Origin of the sequence: Streptomyces fulvorobeus (assembly GCF_013167895.1) — a bacterium.
Classification (GTDB): Bacteria; Actinomycetota; Actinomycetes; order Streptomycetales; family Streptomycetaceae; genus Streptomyces; species Streptomyces fulvorobeus.
In genome coordinates this window covers 5,243,353-5,268,134 of the sequence record NZ_BLWC01000001.1, presented here as the reverse complement: position 1 = coordinate 5,268,134, position 24,782 = coordinate 5,243,353, and the positions used below count along the sequence as shown (strand labels likewise).

The 24,782-nt window shown below is 71.1% G+C and carries 20 protein-coding genes and 3 pseudogenes; 6 read left to right on the top strand and 17 right to left on the bottom strand.

The window, feature by feature from the left end:
- Nucleotides 1-65: 65 nt before the first annotated feature.
- The 9 genes and pseudogenes from Sfulv_RS23630 to Sfulv_RS23590 all read right to left on the bottom strand — a co-directional run bounded on the left by Sfulv_RS23630 (nt 66) and on the right by Sfulv_RS23590 (nt 8,533).
- On the bottom strand, nt 66-1,484 hold the full coding sequence (locus tag Sfulv_RS23630; RefSeq protein WP_173316526.1) for a nucleobase:cation symporter-2 family protein: 1,419 nt from the start codon (nt 1,482-1,484) through the stop codon (nt 66-68).
- A 253-nt stretch (nt 1,485-1,737) separates the two neighbouring features.
- Nucleotides 1,738-3,129 carry an 8-oxoguanine deaminase gene (locus tag Sfulv_RS23625; RefSeq protein WP_173316525.1) on the bottom strand — a complete coding sequence of 464 codons (1,392 nt, stop codon included), beginning with the start codon at nt 3,127-3,129 and terminating at the stop codon, nt 1,738-1,740.
- A gap of 45 nt (nt 3,130-3,174) precedes the next feature.
- Nucleotides 3,175-4,566 carry a nucleobase:cation symporter-2 family protein gene (locus Sfulv_RS23620; protein WP_173316524.1) on the bottom strand — a complete coding sequence of 464 codons (1,392 nt, stop codon included), beginning with the start codon at nt 4,564-4,566 and terminating at the stop codon, nt 3,175-3,177.
- A 67-nt stretch (nt 4,567-4,633) separates the two neighbouring features.
- Complete coding sequence (pucL, locus tag Sfulv_RS23615) at nt 4,634-5,557, bottom strand: factor-independent urate hydroxylase (RefSeq protein ID WP_173316523.1); 924 nt, start codon at nt 5,555-5,557, stop codon at nt 4,634-4,636.
- Between the two features lie 6 nt (nt 5,558-5,563).
- Nucleotides 5,564-5,970: pseudogene (gene uraH, locus Sfulv_RS23610) on the bottom strand (hydroxyisourate hydrolase).
- A complete protein-coding gene (uraD, locus tag Sfulv_RS23605; protein ID WP_173316522.1) occupies nt 5,970-6,482 on the bottom strand; it encodes a 2-oxo-4-hydroxy-4-carboxy-5-ureidoimidazoline decarboxylase in 513 nt (170 codons plus the stop codon). Before uraD ends, uraH begins: the two are co-directional and overlap by 1 nt.
- Nucleotides 6,483-6,640: 158 nt before the next feature.
- A complete protein-coding gene (locus Sfulv_RS23600; RefSeq protein ID WP_173316521.1) occupies nt 6,641-7,015 on the bottom strand; it encodes a helix-turn-helix domain-containing protein in 375 nt (124 codons plus the stop codon).
- Nucleotides 7,012-7,263 (bottom strand): YkoF family thiamine-binding protein, encoded by a 252-nt coding sequence (locus Sfulv_RS23595; protein ID WP_173316520.1) that lies wholly within the window; start codon nt 7,261-7,263, stop codon nt 7,012-7,014. The genes Sfulv_RS23600 and Sfulv_RS23595 overlap by 4 nt, the downstream gene beginning before the upstream one ends.
- Nucleotides 7,264-7,366: 103 nt before the next feature.
- Nucleotides 7,367-8,533, bottom strand: a complete 1,167-nt coding sequence (locus Sfulv_RS23590) for a lactonase family protein (RefSeq protein WP_173316519.1) — start codon at nt 8,531-8,533, stop codon at nt 7,367-7,369.
- A gap of 224 nt (nt 8,534-8,757) precedes the next feature.
- Between Sfulv_RS23590 and Sfulv_RS23585 the strand changes: the two genes are divergently transcribed.
- The 3 genes and pseudogenes from Sfulv_RS23585 (at nt 8,758) to Sfulv_RS23575 (ending at nt 12,185) form a co-directional block, all read left to right on the top strand.
- Complete coding sequence (locus Sfulv_RS23585; protein WP_173316518.1) at nt 8,758-9,597, top strand: TIM barrel protein; 840 nt, start codon at nt 8,758-8,760, stop codon at nt 9,595-9,597.
- Between the two features lie 48 nt (nt 9,598-9,645).
- Nucleotides 9,646-10,539: a 2-hydroxy-3-oxopropionate reductase gene (locus Sfulv_RS23580; protein ID WP_173316517.1), complete on the top strand. Its 894-nt coding sequence runs from the start codon at nt 9,646-9,648 to the stop codon at nt 10,537-10,539.
- A gap of 189 nt (nt 10,540-10,728) precedes the next feature.
- Nucleotides 10,729-12,185 (top strand): annotated as a pseudogene (locus Sfulv_RS23575) (catalase).
- A 389-nt stretch (nt 12,186-12,574) separates the two neighbouring features.
- On the opposite strand, the gene gcl reads toward Sfulv_RS23575, so the two are convergent.
- Nucleotides 12,575-14,350, bottom strand: a complete 1,776-nt coding sequence (gene gcl / locus Sfulv_RS23570) for a glyoxylate carboligase (protein WP_173316516.1) — start codon at nt 14,348-14,350, stop codon at nt 12,575-12,577.
- Nucleotides 14,351-14,577: 227 nt separating this feature from the next.
- On the opposite strand from gcl, the gene Sfulv_RS23565 reads away from it, so the two are divergent.
- Both Sfulv_RS23565 and Sfulv_RS23560 read left to right on the top strand, forming a co-directional pair.
- Entirely contained in the window at nt 14,578-15,282 is a 705-nt protein-coding gene (locus Sfulv_RS23565; RefSeq protein ID WP_173316515.1) for a hypothetical protein, read from the top strand.
- Between the two features lie 95 nt (nt 15,283-15,377).
- Nucleotides 15,378-15,608, top strand: coding sequence for a hypothetical protein (locus tag Sfulv_RS23560; RefSeq protein WP_173316514.1), 231 nt, complete (start codon nt 15,378-15,380; stop codon nt 15,606-15,608).
- A gap of 47 nt (nt 15,609-15,655) precedes the next feature.
- Here the strand turns inward: Sfulv_RS23560 and Sfulv_RS23555 are convergent, their stop codons facing one another.
- From Sfulv_RS23555 to Sfulv_RS23545, 3 genes and pseudogenes are all read right to left on the bottom strand, one after another.
- Nucleotides 15,656-16,774, bottom strand: coding sequence for a winged helix DNA-binding domain-containing protein (locus tag Sfulv_RS23555; protein ID WP_173318155.1), 1,119 nt, complete (start codon nt 16,772-16,774; stop codon nt 15,656-15,658).
- A 93-nt stretch (nt 16,775-16,867) separates the two neighbouring features.
- Nucleotides 16,868-17,905, bottom strand: coding sequence for a glutathione S-transferase family protein (locus Sfulv_RS23550; protein ID WP_173316513.1), 1,038 nt, complete (start codon nt 17,903-17,905; stop codon nt 16,868-16,870).
- A pseudogene (locus Sfulv_RS23545) lies at nt 17,902-19,409 on the bottom strand (MFS transporter). Before Sfulv_RS23545 ends, Sfulv_RS23550 begins: the two are co-directional and overlap by 4 nt.
- A gap of 169 nt (nt 19,410-19,578) precedes the next feature.
- Here Sfulv_RS23545 and Sfulv_RS23540 point away from each other — a divergent pair.
- A complete protein-coding gene (locus Sfulv_RS23540; RefSeq protein ID WP_173316512.1) occupies nt 19,579-21,975 on the top strand; it encodes a DUF8508 domain-containing protein in 2,397 nt (798 codons plus the stop codon).
- Between the two features lie 9 nt (nt 21,976-21,984).
- On the opposite strand, the gene Sfulv_RS23535 is transcribed toward Sfulv_RS23540, so the two are convergent.
- From Sfulv_RS23535 to Sfulv_RS23520, 4 genes are all read right to left on the bottom strand, one after another.
- The gene (locus Sfulv_RS23535) at nt 21,985-22,194 is read right to left on the bottom strand and encodes a hypothetical protein (protein WP_173316511.1); all 210 of its coding nucleotides are present in this window, start codon (nt 22,192-22,194) and stop codon (nt 21,985-21,987) included.
- On the bottom strand, nt 22,191-23,459 hold the full coding sequence (locus tag Sfulv_RS23530) for a beta-ketoacyl-[acyl-carrier-protein] synthase family protein (protein ID WP_173316510.1): 1,269 nt from the start codon (nt 23,457-23,459) through the stop codon (nt 22,191-22,193). The genes Sfulv_RS23535 and Sfulv_RS23530 overlap by 4 nt, the downstream gene beginning before the upstream one ends.
- Nucleotides 23,456-23,689: an acyl carrier protein gene (locus Sfulv_RS23525; RefSeq protein ID WP_173316509.1), complete on the bottom strand. Its 234-nt coding sequence runs from the start codon at nt 23,687-23,689 to the stop codon at nt 23,456-23,458. Before Sfulv_RS23525 ends, Sfulv_RS23530 begins: the two co-directional genes overlap by 4 nt.
- 372 nt (nt 23,690-24,061) lie before the next feature.
- The gene (locus Sfulv_RS23520; protein WP_173316508.1) at nt 24,062-24,739 is read right to left on the bottom strand and encodes a hypothetical protein; all 678 of its coding nucleotides are present in this window, start codon (nt 24,737-24,739) and stop codon (nt 24,062-24,064) included.
- Nucleotides 24,740-24,782 lie beyond the last annotated feature (43 nt).

The window sequence follows — 24,782 nt, the reverse complement described above, 5'->3', positions numbered from 1 at the left end:
CGGTCCTCTCACGCCCGTGGGCGCGTACGGCGACCGTACGCGCCCACAGCGCGGCGCCGGACTCCTCAGATGGCCACCGGGGCCGCGCTCTTCACGGCCTGTTCCTCGTCCGTCCGCTCCGGGGCCTCGTCCGTGTCCCGGCCGCGGCCGAAGTGGTTGAAGGCCAGGTTGAGCAGGATCGCCACCACACAGCCCGTGGAGATGCCCGAGTCGAGGACGACGAGCAGGTCCTCGGGGAACGCGTGGTAGAACTGCGGCGCGGCGATCGGGATCAGGCCGATGCCGACGGCAGCCGCGACGATCAGCGCGTTCTCGCCCTTCTCCAGGGCCGCGGTCGCGAGCGTCTGGATGCCGCTCGCGGCGACCGAACCGAACAGCACGATGCCCGCGCCGCCGAGTACCGGAAGCGGCACGATCGCGATGACGGAGGCGGCCACCGGGACGAGCCCGAGCACGATCAGGATGCCGCCGCCCGCGGCGACGACGAACCGGCTGCGTACCTTGGTCATCGCGACGAGACCGATGTTCTGTGCGAAGGCACTGCACATGAAGCCGTTGAACAGCGGGCTGACAGCACTGCCGAGGGTGTCGGCGCGCAGGCCGCCCTCGATGGTCCGCTCGTCCGCCGGGCGGTCGACGATCCGGCCGAGTGCGAGCATGTCCGCGGTGGACTCGGTCATGCAGACCAGCATCACGATGCACATCGAGATGATCGCGGCGATCTCGAACTGCGGTGCGCCGAAGTGGAACGGGGAGGGGAAGCCGACCACGTCGGCGTCCTTGATGGGGCTGAAGTCGGTGATGCCGACGGGGATCGCGATGAGTGTGCCGATGACCAGGCCGAGCAGGATCGCGATCTGCTGGAGGAAGCCGCGCAGCAGTTTGCGCAGGGCCAGCACGATCGCGAGGGTGACGGCGGCCATGGTGATGTTGGTCATCGAACCGTAGTCGTCGGCGGTGGAGTTGCCGCCCTGGGACCAGTTGAAGGCGACCGGCAGCAGCGAGACACCGATCAGGGTGATCACGGTGCCGGTGACGACCGGTGGGAAGAAGCGGATCAGTTTGCAGAAGTACGGGGCGAGGAGGAATCCGAGGAGGCTCGCCACGATGATCGCGCCGAAGATGACGGCGATCCCCTCGTGGCCCCGGTCCTTGCCTATCGCCACCATCGGCGTCACACCGGCGAACGACACCCCGTTGACGAACGGCAGCCGGGCGCCTATGCGCCAGAAGCCGAGGGTCTGGAGGAGGGTGGCTATGCCCGCCGTGAAGAGGCTCGCCCCCATCAGGAAGGCGGTCTCCTTGGCGGTGAGGCCCACGGCCGGCCCCACGATCATGGGCGGGGCCACCACCCCGGCGTACATGGCGGCCACGTGCTGGAGGCCGCTGGTGAACATCTTGAGGGGCGGGAGTGTTTCGTCGACCGGGTGTTTCCGGTCGGTTCCTGCGACTGCTTCATTGCGAAACCTGGGCTTGGCGGCCACGGCGGTTCCTCCGGTCGGGTACACGTCGGCGTGACGTGGGTGTCAGGGAGGTGGTGCGGAGTGGTGCGTTGGTGCAGGTGCTTCGTCATTCACGTGGGGTGCCCGGGCAGTGCGTTCATCACCGGTCCGGAGGCGCGCACGCTGGGTGCGCGCCTCCGGACCGGCTGCCGTGGACCCCGCTCGGGTCCACGGCGGCCGGACCGAGGGCCGTCCCCCTCGGCCGGCCGGTTCATGGGGGTGTCGTCGCGCGGAGTCAGGCTCCGGCGGCGATCCGCGCGAGGCGGCGGGCCTCGTCGCGGGTGTCGCGTGCGATGGCGTCCTCGTCCGCCGTCACCAGGTGGTTGCCCTCGACGACCGGCTTCCCGTCGATCAGAGAGAGCGTGACGGGGGCCGCGGCGCCGAAGACGAGCGCGGTCACCGGGTCGGCGATGGAGGCGTGGGCGAGGGTGTCCAGCTTCCACAGGACGAGGTCGGCGAGCTTGCCGGCCTCCAGGGAGCCGATCTGGTCGGCACGGCCGAGTACCTGGGCCCCGCCGTACGTACCGAGCCGCAGGGCCTGGCGGGCGTTGAGCGCCTTCTCACGGTGTGCGCCGAGGCGGTTGATGAGCAGGGCGTTGCGCAGTTCGGTGTGGAGTTCACCGGACTCGTTGGACGCCGTGCCGTCCACACCGAGGCCGACCGGGATGCCGGCGGCGAGCATGTCGGGGACCCGGGCGATGCCCGCGGCGAGGCGGGCGTTGGAGGACGGGCAGTGTGCGACGCCCGTTCCCGTACGGGCGAACGCGGCGATGTCGGAGTCGTTCATGTGGACGCAGTGCGCCATCCACACGTCGTCACCGAGCCAGCCGGTCGACTCGAAGTAGTCGGTCGGGCCCATCCCGAACAGCTCCTTGCAGAACTGCTCCTCCTCGACGGTCTCCGAGCCGTGGGTGTGCAGCCGCACACCCTTGCGCCGGGCCAGTTCGGCGCCCTGCCTGAGCAGTTCGGTCGAGATGGAGAACGGGGAGCAGGGCGCGACGGCGATCTGGGTCATCGCGTCGAACGAGGCGTCGTGGTGGGCGTCGACGGTCGCCTCGGTGGCCGCGAGTGCGCCTTCGAGCGTCTCGACCGCGAAGTCCGGCGGCAGCCCGCCGTCCTTGACGCTCCGGTCCATGGACCCGCGCGCCAGGGTGAACCGTACGCCCATGTCGCGGGCGGCCCCGATGATGGCACCGGAGAGATCACCGGAGCCCTTCGGGTAGACGTAGTGGTGGTCCATGGCCGTGGTGACACCGCCGCGCGCCATCATGGCGAGCGAGCCCTGGGCCGCGGCGCGGACCATCTGCTCGTCGACGCGCGCCCAGGTCGGGTAGAGCGCGACCAGCCACTCGAAGAGGTTGTGGTCGGTGGCGATCCCGCGGGTGATCCACTGGTAGAAGTGGTGATGGGTGTTGACGAGGCCGGGGGTGACCAGATGTCCGGTGCCGTCGATGCGCCGTACCACGCCGGCGAGGCCCTCCGGCGCCTTGCCCGCGCCGACGGACTCGATGCGGTTGCCCGCCACGACGACGTGTCCCGAGGCGTACTCGGTGTCGTGGGCGTCGACGGTCGCGATCGAGCAGTTCTCGATGACGATGCGCTGAGGGTCGTCTGCCGAAGCTGCCATGGTGCTTCCTTCTTCTCTCATCGGCGGTATGGGCACGGCAGGACCCTAGGAGGATTTGAGTGCCACAGCGGTGCGGCTGTGGGTGCCGAGATGGTGGAAGAACAGGTTGAGCAGGACCGCGACGAGCGCTCCCGCACTGATGCCGGAGCCGAGCACCGTCTGTGCCCAGGAGGGGAATCCGGCGTAGAAGGCGGGCGCGGCGAGCGGGATGATGCCCGCGCCGAGCGCCACCGCGACGAGGATGATGTTGGAGCTGTCGTCGAGGCCGGCCTCGGAGAGCGTACGGATGCCGCTCACCGCGATGGAGCCGAACAGGACGATGCCGGCGCCGCCGAGCACGGGCATCGGGACGAGCGAGACGACGGCGCCGAGTACGGGGAACGCCCCCAGGACCAGCAGGGCGCAGCCCGCCGCCGCGACGACGTAGCGGCTGCGCACCTTCGTGAGTGACACGACGCCGACGTTCTGGGCGAAGGCGCTGGTCGGGAAGCCGCCGAACACCGGGCCCAGCAGGGTGGCGACGCCGTCCGTGCGCAGGCCGCGGGTGATGGTGCGCCCGTCGGCGGGCCGCTCGCAGATCTCGCCGAGTGCCAGCATGCCCGCGGAGGACTCCGTCATCAGCACCAGCATGACGATGCAGAGGGAGAGGACAGCGGCCGGCTGGAACTCGGGGTGACCGAAGGCGAAGGGGGTGGGCAGAGCCGCGAGGGGTGCGGACTCCAGCGCGGAGAAGTCGGCGAGTCCGAACGGGATCGCGGCCAGCGTGCCGGCGAACATGCCCATGAGCAGGGCGACCTGCTTGACGAAGCCGCGTCCGAAGCGCTGGATGACCAGGATGACGGCGAGGGTGAACGCGGCCAGCGCGAGGTACCTCATGGCGCCGAAGTCGGCGGCGTCCGTGTCACCTCCCTGCGCCCATGCGACCGGGACGGGCATCAGGGTGACGCCGATGAGCGTGATGACGACGCCGGTGACGAGCGGCGGGAAGAAGCGCAGCAGCCGTCCGAAGAACGGTCCGACCGCCAGACAGAAGGCCCCCGCGACGAGCACCGCCCCGTAGATCTGCGGGAGTTGGTGGCCGGGCGCGCTGGTCTCGGCGATGGCGAGCATCGGGGCGATGCCGGCGGACGAGGCCGCGTTGACGAACGGCAGGCGGTTGCCCGCGAAGCCGCCGGCGCCGAGCGTCTGAAGGAGGGTGGCGAGGCCGGCGATCAGCAGGCTCGCCGCGATCAGCCGGGTCATACCGGCCGTGTCGAGGCCGACTGCCTGGCCGATGATCAGCGGAGGGGTGACGACGCCCGCGTACATGGCGGCGATGTGCTGGAGCGCGGCGGGCAGGAGCCGTGCGGCGGGGAGCTTCTCGTCGACCGGATGCACGGAGCTCTCCGGCGGTGCGGAACACGGGCCTTCTGCCGGCCCCGTTGCGGGCTGTGCCATGGGATGGTCCCTCCGGGATGACCGGCCCGCGCCCGCTGTGGGCGGGCGGGGGCCGTTCAGTGCCGCGTCAGAGGTTGGTCATGTCGACGGGGATCTTCGGTTCGACGCCGTCCCGGAGCACGGTCGCCTCGATGAGGCCGTAGGGGCGGTCCGCCGCGAAGTACACCTCGTTGTCGTTCTTGAGGCCGAACGGCTCCAGGTCCACCAGGAAGTGGTGGTTGTTCGGCAGCGAGAAACGGATCTCGTCGATCTCGCTGCGGCTGTTGATGACCCGCGAACCCATCTGGTAAAGGGTCTGCTGGAGCGAGAGGGAGTACGTCTCGGCGAACGCCTGGAGCATGTGCTTCTTCGCCTGCTCGTACGACTTCTCCCAGTTGGGCATCCGCTGGTCGTCGCTGGTCCAGTTGTAGCGCCAGGCGGCCGACACGTCGGTGCACAAAACGCGGTCGTACGCCTCCTTGAGCGTCGTGTACTTGTCCTTGACGTAACCCCAGAACTCCGAGTTGGTGGAGTTCATGACGGTGAGGTCCTTGAGACCGGAGATGATCTCCCAGTTCTCGCCGTCGAAGGTCACCTGGGTGGTGCGGAGCTCCTGTCCCTTACGGGCGAAGGAGTGGTTGACCTCGTCCGCACCGATGAACTTCGAGTTGCCGTCCGAGGTCGCGATGCGCTCCCAGGCGTACTCCTCGATCCGGATGCGCGCGACCTTGATCGGCTCCTGCGAGGTCACGAAGTGCCGGGCGAGGTGGATGCCGAACTGTTCGGCGGAGTCGATGCCGTACTCCTTGGCGAACGCGTACACCGTGTTCTTGGTGGTGTCCGTCGGCAGGACGTTCGCGTTGGAACCGGAGTAGTGGACGTCGTCCATGTCGCCGGAGAGGGCGACGGAGACGTTCAGGTCCTTGATGTGGTGGGTGTCGCCGTCCCGCGTGATCCTGACGACGCGGTTCTCTGCTTTGCCGTACTGGTTCTGGCCGAGAATCGTGGGCATTGTCTGCTAGCTCCCTCGGTAAACGGAGTAGCCGAACGGGTTGAGCAGCAGCGGTACGTGATAGTGCTCGCCCGGACGTACGGCGAAGGTGATCGCCACTTCCGGGAAGAACGCACCGCTGTCCCTTACGCGGGGGCGTCCTGCTGCGCCTCGGCTTGCTGGTTGTCCGCACTGTCGTTCCTGACGAAGTACGCCTCGACCTGGAAGTCGAGCCGTACGTGGGTCGTGCCCTCCGGCAGCGCCGGCAGGTCCTTGCAGCGCCCGTCCGCGTCGGTGGCGGACCCGCCCAGCGTCGTCCACCCGGCGTCGGGGCCGCTGCGGGCCGCGAGCGAGATGGCGACACCCTCGGCGGGGCGTCCGATGCTGGTGTCCAGGATGTGTGTGGACACCGAAGCGGTGGTGGCGGTGCTCATCAGTCCTTGTCCTCTTCCACGAGACGGGTCAGCCGGATGCGGTTGATCTTGCCCAGTTCGGTGCGCACGGTCTCGCGCTCCTGCTCGGGCGAGTTCTGAATCCGGGTCTTCACCGCGTCGCGCATCTGCTCACCGGTGGCTCCGGTGGCACAGATCAGGAAGACGTGTCCGAACCTCTCCTGGTAGGCCAGGTTCAGTTCGAGCATCTCCTCCCTGAGTTCCCCGGATGCGCCGGCCATGCCCCGTTGTTCCCGGGAGGAGGTCGGGTCCCCGGGCTTCGGGCGGCCGATCGGCGGATGACCGGCCATGGCTTCGCCCAGGTCCGCCGCGGAGAGCTCGGCCATGGCGGCGTCGCTCGCGGAGAGAAGGGCTTCCACCGTGGGGTACGGGCGCCGGGAGAGGATGGTGCTCCCCCAGGCCGCACTGGCACACACCTCGTGCAGCGCGGCGGTGGCCTCGCTGCCCGCCAGGGTGTTGAACCGGGCGAGGCCCGGCGTCGAGCTCGAAGTCACGGGAGCCTCCGTGGCTGTTTTTCGCTGTGCGTTGTTCGGGCTGCGGATAGCTAACGCCCTCCGCAACACGACGTCAACACTTTGTTGAAATCTCGCGAACGGAGAAAGCCGCCGTCCCGGCATCCGGACGGCGGCTTATCCGTGCTTGGTTCAACTACTCAGCCCTTGGCGGGATCTGCCCGGTTCAGGTAGTTGTACACCGTGAAGCGGCTGACGCCCAGAGCGCCCGCCACCGTCTCCACACCGTGCCGCACCGAGAAGGCACCGCGTGCCTCCAAGGTCCGTACGACCGACTGCTTCGTCCTGCGGTCCAGGTCGGAGAGCGGCATCCCGTGCCGTCGCTCCATCGCGGCCAGGATGTGATCGAGCGAGTCGGAGAGCTGCGGCAGCCGTACGGCTATGACGTCCTCCCCCTCCCAGGCGAGCACCACGTCGTCGTCCGCCGCCTGCGCGGGGGGCAGCAGCTCCGCGCCCATCGCGTCGACGAGCGGCTTCACCGCGCTGAGCAGGGGGTGGTCCGCGGGTTCGGTCACTGCACCTCCTCCCCGACCACGTTGACCTGGAGGGACACCCGGGTGGCGCCGGACTCCAGGGCCTTGCGCAGCAAGGAGTCCACCGCGGTGAGCACCTGGTCCGCTCCCCCTTCGGCGGTGTTGCCGAAGGGGCCGACATCCACGGCGTCCAGGTCGGCCGACTGGATGACCTCGCGGGCCACCACCGCATGGGCGGGCGCCTCGTCCAGGTCGAAGGGCTCGGTGGTGAATTCCACCCTCAAGCGCACTGTGCCTCCCTCATGTTCCCTCGCGGCGCTCTGCCCCGCGGCTCGGCCACGACCTTAGCCGCCGGGGCAGGTGCGCGAGGGGGACGGGACGTGCGGGGCGGCTTCAGAGAGGCAGTACGCAGGCGGCGCCGGGTACGTCGACCGCCGCGCCCGCGGGGCGCAGCCCGCCGTCCTGACGGTCCACGTGGAAGGCCGTGACGGTGCCGGAGCGCTGGTTGGCGGCGAGCAGCAGGGCGCCGTCCGGCGTCAAGGCGATCTGCCGGGGGAAGTCGCCGCCCACCGGGACCGTGCCGAGGAGGCGCAGGGCCGCCCCGTCCTCCTCGACCGCGTAACGGGTGAGGCTGTTGTGGCCCCGGTTGGCGAGGTAGGCGAAGGCGCCGTCCGCGGTGACCAGCAGCTGCGCCGGGTAGCTGGTGTCGGGGCCGGTGCCGGTGGACTGCCCCGCCCCGGGCGAGAGGGTGCCGGTGGCCGGGTCGTATCCGCAGACGACGACCGTGTCGTCCAGCTCGCAGGCGAGGTAGGCGAAGCGGCCACCGGGGTGGAAGGTGAGGTGGCGGGGGCCCGCGCCGGGCCGCACGGTGGCGCGGCTGACCTCGGCCAGTGTTCCGTGGGCCGTGTCCAGGCGGTAGGTGTACACGGTGTCGTTGCCGAGGTCGGTGGCGAGGACGTGGCGGCCGTCCGGGGCGGTGATGATCTGGTGGGCGTGCGGCCCCTCCTGGCCTGGGCCGGGCGGCGGCGAGAGGTGCGCGACCAGGTCCGATCGCCGGCCCAGGGAGCCGTCGCCCCTGATGGGGTGCACGGAGACGCTGCCGGAGTTGTAGTTCGCGCTGAACAGCCACCGTCCGCCCGGGTGCACGGAGAGGTGGGTGGGGCCCGCGCCGCCGGTCGGCCTGCTCCCCAGCACCCGGTGGACGCCGTCCGCGCCGAGCGCGACGGCGGTGACGGCGCCCTCCTCACGCTCGCTGACGGCGTAGGCCGTGGCGCCGCACGGGTGCACGGCCAGATACGAGGGGTGCTCGATGCCGACGACCGTCGCCGTCAGGGAGATCCGCCCGGTGGCGGGGTCGTACGTACCGGTGCGGATGCCCTGACCGCCGCCGGCCCCGGTGTACGTGCCGATGAGGAGCGGCCGGGTGGTGGCGGGCCGGGCGCCCACGGGGGACGGCCGACCGGAAGGGGTGGGACGGTCCGGCGGTGCGGCGGCCGTGGAGAGGGCCGCGCCCGCCAGTACCGCCCTGATCAGGCCGCGACGGCCGATGGTTCGGGTCATGTGAGGCACCTCGTGGGGGTCGGCTGCGCCTGCTGGTGACAGCCACCCTCGTACGCGGCGGGCATCCGGGCAAGGGCCCCGGCGACCCCGGCGCCCGGCCCGGTGACGGCGGCACGGAGCGGCCCGGATTTCGGGCCCCCCCTTGACAGCCTCGCCACCGGTTGTGCAATCTTCCGTTAAGCAGAAACTAACTTCCGCAATACGGAAGGAGCCCCGAACCCATCATGGGCTACCCGGACCAGCGCTTCGATGTGAACCTCTCGATCCTCTTCACGGAACTCCCGCTCGTGGAGCGTCCCGCGGCTGCCGCCGCGGCGGGCTTCACAGCGGTCGAGCTGTGGTGGCCCTGGATCGAGACCCCCACCCCCGAGCAGGCCCAGCTCGACGCGCTGAAGAAGGCGCTCGACGAGGCCGGCACCCAGTTGGTGGGGCTCAACTTCTACGCGGGGCAGCTGCCCGGCCCCGACCGCGGCGCGCTCTCCGTGCCCGGTACGGAGTCGGACCGCTTCCGCGCCAACATCGAGGTGGCGGCCGACTTCGCCGCCTCGGTCGGCTGCACGGCGCTCAACGCGCTGTACGGCAACCGCGTCGACGGCGTGGACCCGGCCGCGCAGGACGAACTCGCCCTGGAGAACCTGGTCCTGGCCGCCCGCGCGGCCGCCCGGATCGGAGCGGTCCTCCTGATCGAGACCCTCAACGCGCCGGAGTCACCGCGCTACCCGCTGGTGAGCGCACCGGCCGGTGTCGAGGTCGTCGACAAGGTCAACGCGGCGACAGGTCTCGGGAACGCCAAGTTCCTGCTGGACCTGTACCACCTGTCCATGAACGGCGAGGACCTCAGCCAGGTGATCAAGGCGTACGCCGGGAGGACCGGCCACGTCCAGATCGCCGACAACCCGGGGCGCGGCGCACCCGGCACCGGCTCGCTCCCGCTGGAGCGGCTCCTCGACGAGCTGGCCGAGGCCGGTTACGACGGCTGGGTCGGCCTGGAGTACAAGCCGGGCGACCGGCCGAGCGCCGAGTCGTTCGGCTGGCTCCCGGCAGAGGCCCGGGCGGCCCACTGAGGGCGCCGGACTCCCCCTCGTACACCCGTTTTCCAGGAAGGCACCCTCATGAGCAACAACCTCCCCAAGGTCGCGTGGATCGGGCTCGGCATCATGGGCTCACCCATGTCCGAGAACCTGGTGAAGGCCGGTTACGACGTCACCGGCCACACCCTGGAGCAGGACAAGATCGACCGGCTGGTCGCGGCGGGCGGCAAAGGCGCCTCCTCGATCGCCGAGGCGGTCAAGGACGCCGACGTCGTCATCACGATGGTGCCCGCGTCCCCGCACGTCGAGGCCATCGCCTACGGCCCCGAGGGCATCCTGGAGAACGTCAGGGAAGGCACCCTGCTGATCGACATGTCCTCGATCACCCCGCAGACCTCCGTCGACCTCGCGAAGAACGCCCAGGACAAGGGCGTCCGGGTCCTGGACGCTCCGGTGTCCGGTGGCGAGGCCGGCGCGGTCGAGGCCGTCCTGTCCATCATGGTCGGCGGCGAGCAGGCCGACTTCGACGCCGCGCAGCCGATCCTGCGGGCCCTCGGCAGGACCATCGTGCTCTGCGGCCCGCACGGCTCCGGCCAGACGGTGAAGGCGGCCAACCAGCTCATCGTCGCGGTCAACATCCAGGCGTGCGCCGAGGCCGTGGTCTTCCTGGAGAAGTCCGGCGTCGACCTCGCCGCCGCGCTCGACGTCCTCAACGGCGGCCTGGCCGGCTCCACCGTCCTGACCCGCAAGAAGGACAACTTCCTCAAGCGGGACTTCGCGCCGGGCTTCCGGATCGACCTGCACCACAAGGACATGGGCATCGTCACGGACGCCGCCCGCAACGTCGGTGCCGCGCTGCCCGTCGGCGCCGTCGTGGCCCAGCTGGTCGCGTCCCTGCGCGCGCAGGGTGACGGCGGCCTGGACCACTCGGCCCTGCTCCGTTCCGTCGAGCGCCTCTCCGGCGAGCAGGTCTGACACCCGCCCCCGCCCGGGGGCCCCTGAACTCCGGGTCGCGGTGGCGCTGACACCTGTCCTGTCGCGCCCAGGCGTCACCGCGGCCCGGAACCCACTCTTCGATTTCAACAAACTGTTGACGTCTCGTTCGCGGCGAACCTACGCTCCTCAAGCCGTCAGCAGCTCCAGCATGGAAGGTCATCCCGCCACATGGCTAAGCGTGTGCTTACGACCGAGTCAGGCGCCCCGGTCGCCGACAACCAGAACTCCGCCACCGCAGGTGTCGGCGGGCCGATCCTCCTGCAGGACCAGCACCTGCTGGAGAAGCTCGCCCGCTTCAACCGTGAGCGCATCCCGGAGCGCGTGGTCCACGCCCGCGGCTCCGGCGCGTACGGCTACTTCGAGGTCACGGACGACGTCACCGGTTTCACGCGCGCCGACTTCCTCTCCGAAGTGGGCCGCCGCACCGAGACGTTCATCCGCTTCTCGACCGTCGCCGACTCACTCGGCGGCGCCGACGCGGTACGCGACCCGCGCGGTTTCGCCCTCAAGTTCTACACGGACGAGGGCAACTACGACCTGGTCGGCAACAACACCCCGGTGTTCTTCATCAAGGACCCGATCAAGTTCCCCGACTTCATCCACTCGCAGAAGCGGGACCCGTTCACGGGCCGGCAGGAGCCGGACAACGTCTGGGACTTCTGGGGCAACTCCCCGAGGCCACCCACCAGGTGACCTGGCTGATGGGCGACCGCGGCATCCCCGCCTCGTACCGTCACATGAACGGTTTCGGCTCGCACACCTACCAGTGGACGAACGCGCGGGGCGAGGTGTTCTTCGTCAAGTACCACTTCAAGACGAACCAGGGTGTCCGCTCGCTCTCCGCAGAACAGGGCGCCGAGCTCGCGGGCAAGGACGCCAACTCGCACCAGACGGACCTGCTCCAGGCCATCGAGCGCGGCGTGAACCCCTCCTGGACCCTGTACGTACAGGTCATGCCGGCCGCGGAGGCCGCGGACTACCGCTTCAACCCGTTCGACGTCACCAAGGTGTGGCCGCACGGTGACTACCCGCTCCAGCGGGTGGGCCGGCTGGTCCTGGACCGCAACCCCGACAACGTGTTCGCCGAGGTCGAGCAGGCGGCGTTCTCCCCCAACAACTTCGTGCCCGGCATCGGTCCCTCGCCGGACAAGATGCTCCAGGGCCGGCTCTTCGCCTACGCGGACGCGCACCGGTACCGTCTGGGCGTCAACCACACCCACCTGCCGGTCAACGCCCCCAAGGGTGCTCCCGCGGACAACTACGGGCGGGACGGCCTGATGGCCACCCGCAACGGCTCGCGCCACGACAAGAACTACGAGCCCAACTCGTACGCGGGTCCGGTGCAGACCGACGCGGCGCTCGCGGCCCCGCTCGCCGTCCACGGCTGGACGGGCACACACGAGGCGCCCGCCCACAGCAAGGACGACGACTTCTTCCAGGCGGGCGAGTTGTACCGGCTCATGTCCGAGGACGAGAAGGGCCGTCTGGTCGCCAACATCGCGGGGGGCCTCTCGCAGGTCACACGCGACGACGTGATCGAGAAGAACCTCGCCCACTTCCACGCCGCCGACGCCGACTACGGCAAGCGCGTGGAGGAGGCCGTCCGCGCCCTGCGCGAGGACTGAGACCGGCGGCCCCCGAGGGCCGGCAGGTCTGCGCCTCCACCCCATGAACCCTGCCCGCGCCCGTGTACCCGGATGAGGGGTTGTACGCGGCGTGGGCAGGACGAGGCCGCGGCGGCTGCGCGATGCCAGTGCGGTGGTGAAGGCTCCGGTGCGCGTCCGCTGACCTGAAGCGGGCGCCGTGCCGGGCCGATCGCCGCCGCCGCGGCCCCTGTTCGCCCGAATGCCGGGGCGCGGAGTACGGATACGGTCCCGTACTCCGCGCCCCCTTTCGCATGTCCGGCGACTGAGGACGTCCTCCAGCCCGTCCGGCGACTGAGGACAGCGTCAAGGGCACACGCGACGGCCCCCTCCCCTGGCACTCCGGGAGGGGGCCGTCCGTCCGTGTGCGGTCAGGAGACCGTCAGCGGGCGGATCGCCGTCGGCGCGTGCTCCGGCTCCGTCGCCACGTCCTCGAACTCGTTGACCGACGCGATGTCCGTACCGCTCATCGCGATGTTCGTGACCCGCTCCAGGATCGCCTCGACCACCACCGGCACCCGGTACTCCGCCGCCAGCTTCTTCGCCTCCTCGAACGCCGGGAGCAGCTGGTCCGGCTCCGTCACCCGGATCGCCTTGCAGCCCAGGCCCTCGACGACCTTGACGTGGTCCACGCCGTAGACGCCCAGCTCGGGGGAGTTGACGTTCTCGAACTCCAGGTTGACCTGGAAGTCGATGTCGAAGTTGCGCTGCGCCTGCCGGATGAGCCCCAGGTAGGAGTTGTTCACCAGGACGTGCACGTACGGGATGTTGTGCTGCGCGCCGACCGCCAGCTCCTCCATCATGAACTGGAAGTCGTAGTCGCCCGACAGCGCGACGACCTGGGCCTCCGGCTCCGCCGTGGCGACACCCAGCGCGGCCGGCAGCGTCCAGCCGAGCGGGCCGGCCTGGCCGCAGTTGATCCAGTGGCGGGGCCTGAACACGTGCAGCATCTGCGCGCCCGCGATCTGCGAGAGCCCGATGGTCGTGACGTAGCGGGTCTCGGGACCGAACGCCCGGTTCATCTCCTCGTACACGCGCTGCGGCTTCAGCGGCACGTTGTCGAAGTGCGTACGGCGCTGGAGCGTCGCTTTGCGCTCCTGCGTGGACGCCGCCCAGGCCGAGCGGTCCTTCAGCGTGCCTGCCGCCTTCAACTCCCGCGCCACCTCCACGAAGAGCTCCAGCGCCGCCTTCGCGTCGGACGCGATGCCGAGGTCCGGGGCGAAGATCCTGCCCAGCTGGGTGGGCTCGATGTCGACGTGGACGAACGTGCGGCCCTTCGTGTAGACGTCCAGCTTGCCGGTGTGCCGGTTGGCCCAGCGGTTGCCGATGCCGAGGACGAAGTCCGACTCCAGGAAGTTCGCGTTGCCGTAGCGGTGCGAGGTCTGGAGGCCGACCATGCCCGCGTTGAGCTCGTGGTCGTCGGCGATGATGCCCCAGCCCATCAGGGTGGGGACGACCGGGACGCCGGTCAGTTCCGCGAACTCCACCAGGAGCTCGCAGGCGTCGGCGTTGATGACGCCGCCGCCCGCGACGAGCAGCGGCCGCTCGGACGCGTTGAGCATCTCGATCGCGCGCTCGATCTGCTTGCGGGACGCGGCGGGCTTGTTCGCCGGCAGCGGCTCGTACAGCTCGGGGTCGAACTCGATCTCGGTGAGCTGGACGTCGATCGGCAGGTCGATGAGGACGGGGCCCGGACGGCCGGAGCGCATCAGCTGGAACGCCTGCTGGAAGACGCCGGGGACCTGCGCGGCCTCCAGGACCGTCGTGGCGGCCTTGGTGACCGGCTTGGCGATCGACGCGATGTCGACCGCCTGGAAGTCCTCCTTGTGGAGGACCGCGGTCGGGGCCTGGCCGGTGATGCACAGGATCGGGATGGAGTCGGCGGCAGCGGAGTACAGGCCGGTGATCATGTCGGTGCCCGCGGGCCCCGACGTACCGATGCAGACGCCGATGTTCCCCGCGGCGGCGCGGGTGTACCCCTCGGCCATGTGGGACGCGCCCTCGACGTGCCGGGCGAGGGTGTGGTGCACCCCACCGGACGCCTTGAGGGCGGCGTAGAACGGGTTGATCGCCGCACCCGGCACGCCGAACGCGTTCGTCACGCCTTCGCGCTTGAGGATCTCAACTGCCGCTCGGGCAGCGGTCATACGACTCATTGAGTGCTCCTGCTCGGATTTGGTGGAGTCGGGCTCTGTCGCGCCACCTGAGAGCACCAATTCCGCATTACGGAAATTTAGTTCTGCTATACGGAATCAATCTAAAGTGCGGCCCGGGCGGCAGTCAAGGGAGGCAAGTACGCCAACTCGCCCCCTGGAACCTCGCTCCTGGTAGACCATGGGAGGAGAGCAGCAGGGGAGCGGAGGGGGAGACCGTCGTGGAGTCCGTGCCGGTGCGCTGCCCGGTCTGCCGTCGCGATCACGCGTACATCACACCCGTCTACCCGTGCCCGTGCGGCGCCCCGACCGCCCCGCGCCTGCTGCGCGGAGCCCCGGCGGAGCGCATCACCCACCGCACGTGGAACGACGACTGGGTCGCCGTACGCTGCACCGTCTGCGGGCGCCGCGACCAGTGGCCGTATCCGGAGCTGTGCTGCCCGTGCGGGACGGTGCTCCGCATACCGGTCCGTCCGCTGGCGGCAAGCGCCCCTCCCCCGCCCGGGCCCTCCCACATCCCGCTGCCGCGCACGGCCGCCCACCCGCGCCCCGCCTTCCGGCCGATGACGATCCGCACCGCACGCGACGCGGTCGCGGCCGCCGCGCTCTATCTGTCGTGGCTGGGCTACCGCGAGGTGGTGCAGGCCCGGGAGCGCCCCGCCTCCCGGATCGACATCCGCGCCACCGGGCTGATCTCGCAGGTCGACACCGCCACCACGCCGACCGTCGTGCGGGATGTCGAGTGCCTCTGGCTGAACGCGCTGAACGCCTCGGTCGCCGGGGTCCTCTTCTCCCTCGCCGGATACGCCCCGGACGCCAGGCAGCGCGCGGACGGCCTCGGGCTGCCGCTGTTCGTCATGGACCTCACGGGCACACCGCAGCCGGTGAACGGCCCGGCGGACGAACTGATCAGTACCGGGGCGTGACCCCGCCGCGCGGCCGGGGGCGATAAGCAGTCACGTCCGTCACACCGCGCCCATATGTTCGGTGCGTTGTCGGTGGTGAGACGTAAAGTGAGCGCATGGCCTTAACTCCTCGGCTTCCACGCCCCTCCAGCCCCCCACCCGCCGCGCCCGTCGCGCGGCGGACGAGCTCGTCCGCCGCCGAGGCGAACGAGGCCATACGCGCACTGGTGGACGCCCGGGCCGGAGAGGACTGGTCGTCGGTGGAGTCCGCCGCGTACGAGGTGCTGCTGATCGAGTGGGCCGCGGCCACCCAGGCTCTCGGCTCCGACATCACCGAGGCCGCCTGATCCCGTCGGCGGTCCCGCTCCCGTAGGGCCGGTCCGGGCGGAAGGCGCTACCCGAAGTCGATGAACGGGGCGAACCGGACGCCGTACGCGGTCGCCTCCGTCATCACCGACAGCATCCGCACGGCCTCCCCGGTGATCTCCTCCCGTTCCGCGCCGCTGAGCCGGCCGAGTGGCTGGACCCTGACGACGGCGGTGTCCCCGGCGTTTTCCAGCCGCCAGACCGCGGCGAGGAATCCGTCCACGAGCAGGCTCCCGTACGTCTGGTTCCCCTTGCCGTTGCGTCCCTTGTACGCGGGCGGGATGAGACGGGTGCGGTCGGCGTGGCCGAGCAGCACGTTGTCGAACTCCGGGAGGAAGCGCGGCGGGGCCGGGGTGTCCGGGTCCGGGCGCGGTGCGTCGGGGAGGTCGAAGAGCTCGACGCCGTTCTCGTCGCGGAAGGTGAGGAGCCGGGGCCGCAGCCGCTCGAACGCCTCCCGCAGCCGGGTCAGTCCGGCCCACGCCTGCATGTCCCGCACGGAGGCGGGCCCGAAGGCGGCCAGATACCGCAGAACGGTCGCGTCGGGGGCGGGCACGGGCTCCGAGGGGCGGCCGAGCCAGTGTTCGGCGGTCGTCAGCGCGACCTGGCCGCTGCGACCCCAGAGCCCGCGCGGGGTGACCTGGACGAGGGGCAGCCGGCAGCGGGCGGCGACCGCCAGCGCTTGCGGGTCGGCGTCCGGCCAGTGGCCGAGCAGAGTCTCCCGCAGCTCCTTCATCGTGCGGGGGCTCTCCTCGACGAGCTCCCTGCTGATCACCGCGAGCCGGTCGAGGTCCACGCCGACGAGTCCGGCCCGGAAGATGTTCAGTTCCCGTTCGCGCGCGGCCTGGACGAGGGGGCGCAGAGTGAGTGCGTCGTCGGCCGTGTGGGTGTGGATGGTGGAGCGGAGGGTGACGATCCGCACCAGCTCGCGGGATTCCATCAGCTCCGAGAGTGCCGCGGGCCGAAAACCTTCGAGACGGGCGTGGAGCTGGTGGTACGGCGGCCTGGGATTCTGCGCCTGGAGCCCCAGGAGGTGGCCGACCGCCTCCCTCACACCCATGGGGTCACGGTGCAGGAGCAGCTGGCGCTCCAGGGTGGCGCGGTTGAGCGCACGGCTGGAGAGCACGGGAGGATTCGTCTTCGCGGCTATGTACGGCACGCTACGCGGGCTTGCGGACAGCTTCGGTCCGCGATCGGAGTCCTCCCCTGGATGGAGAGGCGGGCTCAGGGCCCGGGGTCCGGGTCAGGGACGTCCTCGTGCCGGGATCTCCTCGTCGCCCGGCACCGGCCCCGGGGGGGTGCCGTCGCCGAACGGGCGGCCGCCCAGCTGCTCCCGGTGGTGCGGGGTGAGCCAGCCGGACAGGTCGGGGCCGAGCGGCACGATCCCGGTCGGATTGATGCCCGTGTGCACCCGGTGGTAGTGCTGCTTGATGTGGTCGAAGTCGACCGTGTCACCGAATCCGGGCGTCTGGTAGAGATCGCGGGCGTAGGCCCACAGGACGGGGTCCTCGGAGAGCTTCGAGCGGTTGCACTTGAAGTGGCCGTGGTAGACGGCGTCGAAGCGCACCAGCGTCGTGAACAGCCGGATGTCCGCCTCCGTGATGGTGTCCCCCACCAGGTAGCGGCGGCCCGCGAGGCGTTCGGACACCAGGTCGAGGCGGCGGAACACGTCGGTGTACGCGGCTTCGTACTCCTCCTGGCCACTGGCGAATCCGGCCCGGTACACACCGTTGTTGACGTCCCGGTAGATCCCCTCCATGACCTCGTCGATCTCCTCGCGGAGCGGTTCGGGGTAGAGGTCGGGGGCACCTTCCCTGTGCAGTGCGGACCACTCGGTGGCGAGGTCCAGGGTGAGCTGCTGGTAGTCGTTGGTGACGAGCCGGCCGCTCGGTACGTCCACGATCGCGGGCACACTCACTCCGCCCGGGTAGTCGCGTTCCCGTGCGTCGTACGCCTCGCTCAGGAAGCGGATGCCGAGGACCGGGTCCCTGCCGCCCTCGTCCAGGGTGAAGCGCCAGCTGCGGTCGTCCTGGACCGGATCGGCGACGGCGAGCGACAGGGCGCCCTCCAGGCCCAGGAGGCGCCGGGACACCAGGGCGCGGCTCGCCCAGGGGCAGGCACGGCTGACGACCAGCCGGTAGCGGCCCGCCTCCACCGGCCAGCCGTCCCGGCCGTCCGCCGTGACGCGGTCCGGAAAGTGACTGCGGGACCGTTTGAAGGGCTTGTGCCCGTGGGTGGTGTTCCCTTCGGTGCCCGCGCCCTCGCCCTTGTCGTGGTTCATGCCTCGGCCCTCCCTGCGTCGACGTACTCCTGTGTACGTTTCCTGCCCCGTCGGGTGGTTCCCACATCGGCGAGTGCCACGATCAGACCCGCCAGGACGAAGGCGACCGAGACGAGGAGCCCGTGGTCGTACGCGGTGGCCCAGCCGTCCGGTCCCACCTGGGCGAGGAACACCGACCCTACGGCGGCGATCCCGAGGGCGGACCCGACGCGCTGGCCGGTCTGGAGCGCGCCGCCGGCGCTGCCCGCCGTGGCCACCGGTACCTCGGAGAGGGTGAGGGTCTGGTTGGGCGCGATGACCAGGCCGCTGCCGAGGCCGGCCAGCAGCAGGGGGCGGCCATGGCCCATCCCGCGCCGGCGCCCGGGACCAGGTGCACGGCGAACGCGGTGAGTGCGATGCCGGCCGCCACCATCGTGAGACCGACGACGACCAGGGGCCGGCCGAAGCGGCCCACCAGCCGTCCGCCGATGCCGGCTGCGAGCGCGGAGCCCAGGGCGAACGGGGTGAGGGCGAACCCCGCCTGGAGGGCGGTGTAGTGCCGGCCGGACTGGAGGTAGAGCGTGGTGACGAAGAAGATCGAGGTGAAACCCGCGAAGTACAGCAGGCCCAGCAGGCAGCCGAGCCCGTAGGACCGCAGCCGGAAGAGCGAGAGGTTCAGGACCGGCTGCGTGGCCCGCCCGCCGCACCGGGACTCCCAGCCGGCGAATGCGGCGAGCAGCGCCGCGGCCAGGGGCAGGAGCAGCCATCTGCCGTTGCCCGGCCACTGCTGGGTCTGCACGAACGGCAGCAGCAGGGCCAGCACGCCCGCGCCGAGGAGCAGGACGCCGACCGGGTCGAGGTCACGCGCCCGCACCGGGGCGGCGGACGGGGTGTCCGGGAGCAGGCGCCGAGCCAGCAGGAGGCAGACGGCACCGATCGGCAGATTGACGTAGAACACCCAGCGCCAGCCCTCGGCCGTCCCGGCCACCTGGATCAGGAGGCCGCCGAGAAGTGGGCCGACCGCCGTCGAGACGCCGACCACCGTGCCGAACATGCCGAAGGCCCGGCCCCGCTCCCGGCCGGGGAACATCTGCTGGATGAGCGCGGAGATCTGCGGGGAGACCAGTCCGCCCGCGACGCCCTGGACCAGCCGGGCGATCACCAGCCAGAGGCTGGACCGGGCGGCACCGCAGGCGGCGGAGGCGAGCGTGAACAGCGCGAGCCCCACCATGAACACCGCCCGCCGCCCCCGGGCGTCGCCGAGGCGCCCCGCCGGGATGAGGAAGAGACCGAAGGCCAGCGCGTAGCCGGACAGCACCCACTGGAGATCCGACTCGGGCGTGTCGAGGCCCTCCCTGATGGACGGCAGCGCCACGTTGACGATGGAGACGTCCAGCAGCGTCATGAATCCGGCCACCAGGCAGACGGCGAGCGCCTTCCAGCGGCGGGGGTCGGGGACGCCGGAACCGGCGGCCGCCGCACCCGGGCCGGAGCCCTTTCCCGCACGCGCCGCGCTCTCTGCCATGTCTCGCACCCTAGGGCGTGTTCCCCGGTCGGGCTGTTCGGCGCACCTGGCCGGGACACAGCCCCGGGCAGAACCCCGCCGCGATGCGCGGAATTAACCTCCGGTGTCTTGTCACGCTCGTTCTACGCGCATAGCTTTTGCTCTCACTACACAGTTGGGGGCTCCACACGTGCACATATCCAGACACGGTTCCGCTCTGCTCGCGGGAGCCGTCGCCGTCACCCTCTCGGTGACCGCTCTGCCTGCCGCCTTCGCGGCCCCGTCCCCGACCGCCGTGGTCTCCGAGGTCTACGGCGGCGGCGGCAACTCGGGTGCCACGCTCACCCGGGACTTCATCGAGCTGGCCAACGCCGGGTCCGTTCCCTACGGCCTCGCGGGCTTCAGCGTGCAGTACCTTCCGGCCACTCCGTCCGCCGGTTCGCTGTGGCAGGTCTCGGCACTCACCGGGTCCATCGCGCCCGGTGGCCGCTACCTCGTCGCCCAGGCCGCCGGCACGGGCGGCACCGTGGCGCTGCCGACGGCTGACGCGACGGGCACGGTCGCCATGTCGGCCTCCGGTGGCACCGTCGCACTCGTCTCCGGCACCACTCCGCTGACCTGCAGGACGGCTGCCGACTGCGCCGCCGACTCCAGGATCGTGGACCTCGTGGGCTACGGCTCCGCCGTCGTGCGCGAGGGCTCCCCGGTGACCGGCGCGTCCGCCACCGCCTCCGTGGCGCGCGGCACGGCCCTGGCCGACACCGACGACAACGCCGCCGACCTCTCGGCCGGCACGCCCGGCCCGGTCAACGCGGCGGGCGAGACGTCCGGCGGCACGGGCCCCGGCCCCGGCGGCCCGGGCGAGCCCGGCACCGTCCGCGTGCACGACATCCAGGGCACCACCCGGCTCTCACCGCTGGCCGGGCAGTCGGTGACCGGCGTCCCCGGCGTCGTCACCGCGGTACGGACCTCCGGTTCGCGCGGGTTCTGGATACAGGACACCGCTCCGGACGCCGACGCCCGTACCGGCGAAGGGCTGTTCGTCCACACCGGCGGCTCCGCACCCGCCGTGGCCGTGGGCGACTCGGTGCTGGTCAGCGGAAAGGTGGCCGAGTACTACCCGGCCGCGACCGCCCAGTCCCTCACCCAGCTCACCGCTCCGAAGACCACCGTGCTCTCCTCGGGCAACGCGCTGCCCGCGCCGGTCGTCCTCGACGCGGCCTCCGTGCCGGACGCCTACGCGCCCACGGCGAACGGCGGCTCGATCGAGGCGTTGCCCCTCGACCCGGCGGCGTACGCCCTGGACCTGTACGAGTCCCTCGAAGGCACCCGGGTGCGGATCGCGGACACCCGTATCACCGGGGCGACCACCCAGTACGACGAGATCTGGGTCACCGTCAAGCCCGAGGAGCGGCCGACCGTGCGCGGTGGCACGCTCTACGCCTCGTACACCGACCAGAACACCGGCCGCATCAAGGTGCTGTCGCTCGACGCCGCCCGGCCCGTTCCGGTCGCGGACGTGGGCGACGTGCTGTCCGGCACCACGACCGGTGTCATGGACTACGCCTCCTTCGGCGGCTACAACCTCCAGGCCACCGAGCTCGGCACGCTCACCGACAACCACCTGCGGCGCGAGGTCACCCGCCCGCAGCGCGGCAACGAGCTCGCCGTGGCCACGTACAACGTGGAGAACCTGGACGCGCTCGACGACCAGGGGAAGTTCGACACGCTCGCCGCGGGTGTCGCCGTGAACCTCTCCTCACCCGACGTGCTGTCGCTCGAGGAGATCCAGGACGACAACGGCCCGGTCGCGGACGGCTCGGTCGGCTCCGACGCGACGCTGAAGCGGTTCACCGACGCGATCGTCGCGGCGGGCGGCCCGCGGTACGCATGGCGCTACGTCGCCCCCGAGGACGGCCAGGACGGCGGGGAGCCGGGTGGCAACATCCGTAACGTCTTCCTCTTCAACCCCGAGCGGGTCGACTTCGTGGACCGTGCCGGCGGTGACGCGACCACGCCCGTGACGGTGGTGGACACGAAGAAGGGCGCCACGCTCTCGGTGTCGCCCGGGCGGATCACTCCGACGAGCAGCGCGTGGGAGGACAGCCGCAAGCCGCTGGTCGGCGAGTTCCGCTTCCACGGGAAGCCCGTCTTCGTCATCGCCAACCACTTCACGTCCAAGGGCGGTGACCAGCCTCTGCACGGCCGCAACCAGGAGCCGGTGCGCGGTTCCGAGACCAAGCGGGTGCGGCAGGCCGCGGAGGTCAACACCTTCGTCAAGTCGCTGCTGGCAGCGGACCGTTCGGCCCGCGTGGTGACGCTCGGGGACCTCAACGACTTCGCGTTCTCCCCGACGATGGACGCGCTGACCAGTGGCCGGGTGCTCAAGCCGCTCATCACGACGCTGCCCGAGGGCGAGCAGTACAGCTATGTGTTCGACGGCAACTCGCAGACGCTGGACCACATCCTGACCAGCCCTGCCGTGACCCGCTTCGACTACGACGTGGTGCACATCAACGCCGAGTTCGCCGACCAGGCGAGCGACCACGACCCGCAGATCGTCCGGATGCAGGTCAACAAGGGCTGAGCCGGCACCTCACCGGGCCGCGCGCGACACCGTCACGTCGTGCGCGGCCCGGTCCCGGTGCGGCAGGACACCCGGTGCTGTCTGTTCCCCCGCGAAGGCCGGCGCGGGCACGCCGGAGAAGTCCGGGCGGTGCTCCAGGACGCGGTAGCCGTAGCGGGGTCCGTTCCCCGTCAGGGACCGGGTGATCTCCTCGGAGGCGGTGGTCGTTCCGCCGGTCACTTGGTGAGGACGAGCGCCGCGTTGTGGCCGCCGAAGCCGAGCGAGGTCTTGACCGCGCAGTCGAAGACGCCCGGCCTGGCCTCCTTGCTCACCACGTCGACGGGAATCCGGGGGTCGGGTGAGTCGAGGTTGGCGGTGGGCGGCACCAGTTGGTGCTGGAGCGCGAGGACGGTCAGCGCGGCCTCGATGCCGCCCGCCGCACCGAGTGTGTGCCCGGTCCTGGCCTTGGTCGAGGTGACGAGGGGGCGCTCGCCGAGCACCCGGTGGAGCATGGTCGCCTCGATGAGGTCGTTGGCGACGGTCGAGGTGCCGTGGGCGTTGACGTGGCCGATGTCCGCCGCGACCAGCCCCGCGTCCGCCAGCGCGGTGCGCAGCGCCCGCTCGATGCCGAGGCCGTCCGGGTCGGGGGCGACGGCCGAGTGCGCGTCACTGGAGGCTCCGTAACCGGCGACGTGCGCGCGGACCGCGGCGCCGCGGGCCCGGGCGTGACCGGGGTGCTCCATGACGAGGAGCCCCGCGCCCTCGCCGACGACGAAACCGTCCCGGTGGATGTCGAAGGGGCGGCAGGCCGCGCCCGGGTCGTCGCGGCGGGTGGAGACGGCCTTCATCTGGCAGGCGCTGGCGAACAGCAGCCGGCAGCAGACCGATTCGGCGCCGCCCGCCACGACGATGTCGCAGGCCCCGGTACGGAGCATCTGGTGGGCGGTGCCGATGGCGACGGTGCCGGACGAGCAGGCCGTGGAGACGGCCTGGCTCGGTCCGTGCACGCCGAGGTCCATGGCGACGCTGCTCGCGGCGCCGTTGACGACGGTGAGCGGGGCGAGTTTGGGGGAGACCCGCCGCGCGCCGCGCTCGGCGAGGGCGGTGTGCTGTCCGTCGTAGAAGGGCAGCCCGCCGTGCGCGGAGCCGATGACGACGGCGACCCGGCCGCTGTCCCAGACCTCGGGGCCGAGTCCGGCGTCGGCGACGGCCTCCCGGGCGGCGACCACCGCGAGCTGCGAGAAACGGTCCATCAGCCGCTGGGCGGCGACGCCCAGCACGGCCCGGGTGTCCAGGCCGGGGACGGTGTACATGAAGTCGCAGGGCAGACCGTCGAGTTCGGGCCGGTACCCGACGGAGGGCAGGGCCGCGGGATCGCAGACCCCCTGCCAGGCGGCGTCCGCGCCGACGCCCGCAGCGGTGACCAGGCCGATGCCGGTGACGGCGGCGGCGAACGGCTCAAGGGGCGGCCTGCCCCACGGTGACGCGGCCCCGCGGGCCGTCACGCGGTGACCTTTCCGTGCACGGCCGCGACGAGCTCGCCCACGGTGTCCCGCGAGGTGAGCGCGACGTCTTCAAGATCGATGTCCATGCGGTCCTCGATCAGCAGTCGCAGCTCCTCCAGCGCCAGTGAGTCCAGGCGCAGTTGGCGGAGCGGCACTTCGGGGCGGATGGCGAGGGGGTCGGTACCGAACTCCGTCACCAGCAGGGTGGTGATCTCTTGCGAGGTGCTCATGGGGCGCTCCTCCGCTGTCGTACGCGGTGACGCCGGCCGCGTGGGGTGGGGACAAGGCCATCGGGGGCGCCGGCTGCTTGGGAGGGACCCTTTATACGCCTTCACGGGCCGTGGGCCGCCTCGCGTTCCCCCGTGCGGTGGGGGGACGACCAGGTGTGCGAATCCCGTGCGGCGCCCGGACGGGTGACACGCCGGCCGGGCGGGGGCCCCACGCGGGCCTCGCGGCGGAACGGTACGGCACACGGTGCCGATGTACGGGCGCGACGGTGACTCCACCGGCCTGGGCGTCGAACGCGGCCAGGCTCCCCTCTCCCCCGCGTGGCTCACGCGCCGCTGACCGGCAGGGTCTCCCGGGCCTCGGATCAGTCGCCTTCACCCACCGACCGGGTAGCCGGTCTCCTCGATGTCGTCGGCCAGGTCCGCGAGGGTGATCTCCGGGTTGAGGGCCGCGACCACCTCGGCGGTGAGCGGCCTGAGGGCGTACACATGGCGCACGGCGGCCGGGTCGAGGGTGACCTCGTAGTAGTCCTCGGCCCATTCGAGGTAGGCGTCCGGGGTACCGGCGACCAGGAGCTGGAACACGTAGTCCGCCCCGTCCGCGGTGTCCCCCTCCTCGGGGAAGTCGATGTCCCCCGTGCACCACGCGCTGTCCGTGGTCCGGCGCCACAGACACGCCGTCACGAGCGGCACGCCCGCCTCGTCGCCGAAGGACGGCTCCGACACGAAGGGCAGGAAGACCGGCGGTACGTCGTCGAGCACCCCGGGCCACAGCGCGTCGTCGACGTACGGGCTCATCGGCGACTCGTGGTCAAAACCCCGGACGTACGCCCCGGCGGGCGAGAAGACGATCGAGTACGCGTCGCCCGACCCGTTGCGCATGGAGGCCAGCTCCAGCGGCTGTCCGCCCGACCCGGACCACCGGGCGTCGTAGCTGTGCCACCGGTCCGCCCACTCGGGGCACAGGATCGCGTCCAGCATCGCCATGGCACGGCAGAGGTCGCTGAGGGCTGATATCCCAGGCAGGTGACGGGCGACGTCGTGAACGCTCATGGCACCATCCAACCGCACGCCCCCACCGGTGGTGCGCGGAGGT

Coding starts and splice junctions, on each gene's coding strand:
- Sfulv_RS23625 (WP_173316525.1), bottom strand. CDS start 3,129: ATGGCAGCTTCGGCAGACGACCCTCAGCGCATCGTCATCGAGAACTGC.
- Sfulv_RS23620 (WP_173316524.1), bottom strand. CDS start 4,566: ATGGCACAGCCCGCAACGGGGCCGGCAGAAGGCCCGTGTTCCGCACCG.
- pucL (WP_173316523.1), bottom strand. CDS start 5,557: ATGCCCACGATTCTCGGCCAGAACCAGTACGGCAAAGCAGAGAACCGC.
- Sfulv_RS23590 (WP_173316519.1), bottom strand. CDS start 8,533: ATGACCCGAACCATCGGCCGTCGCGGCCTGATCAGGGCGGTACTGGCG.
- Sfulv_RS23585 (WP_173316518.1), top strand. CDS start 8,758: ATGGGCTACCCGGACCAGCGCTTCGATGTGAACCTCTCGATCCTCTTC.
- Sfulv_RS23580 (WP_173316517.1), top strand. CDS start 9,646: ATGAGCAACAACCTCCCCAAGGTCGCGTGGATCGGGCTCGGCATCATG.
- gcl (WP_173316516.1), bottom strand. CDS start 14,350: ATGACCGCTGCCCGAGCGGCAGTTGAGATCCTCAAGCGCGAAGGCGTG.
- Sfulv_RS23560 (WP_173316514.1), top strand. CDS start 15,378: ATGGCCTTAACTCCTCGGCTTCCACGCCCCTCCAGCCCCCCACCCGCC.
- Sfulv_RS23550 (WP_173316513.1), bottom strand. CDS start 17,905: ATGAACCACGACAAGGGCGAGGGCGCGGGCACCGAAGGGAACACCACC.
- Sfulv_RS23525 (WP_173316509.1), bottom strand. CDS start 23,689: ATGAGCACCTCGCAAGAGATCACCACCCTGCTGGTGACGGAGTTCGGT.
- Sfulv_RS23520 (WP_173316508.1), bottom strand. CDS start 24,739: ATGAGCGTTCACGACGTCGCCCGTCACCTGCCTGGGATATCAGCCCTC.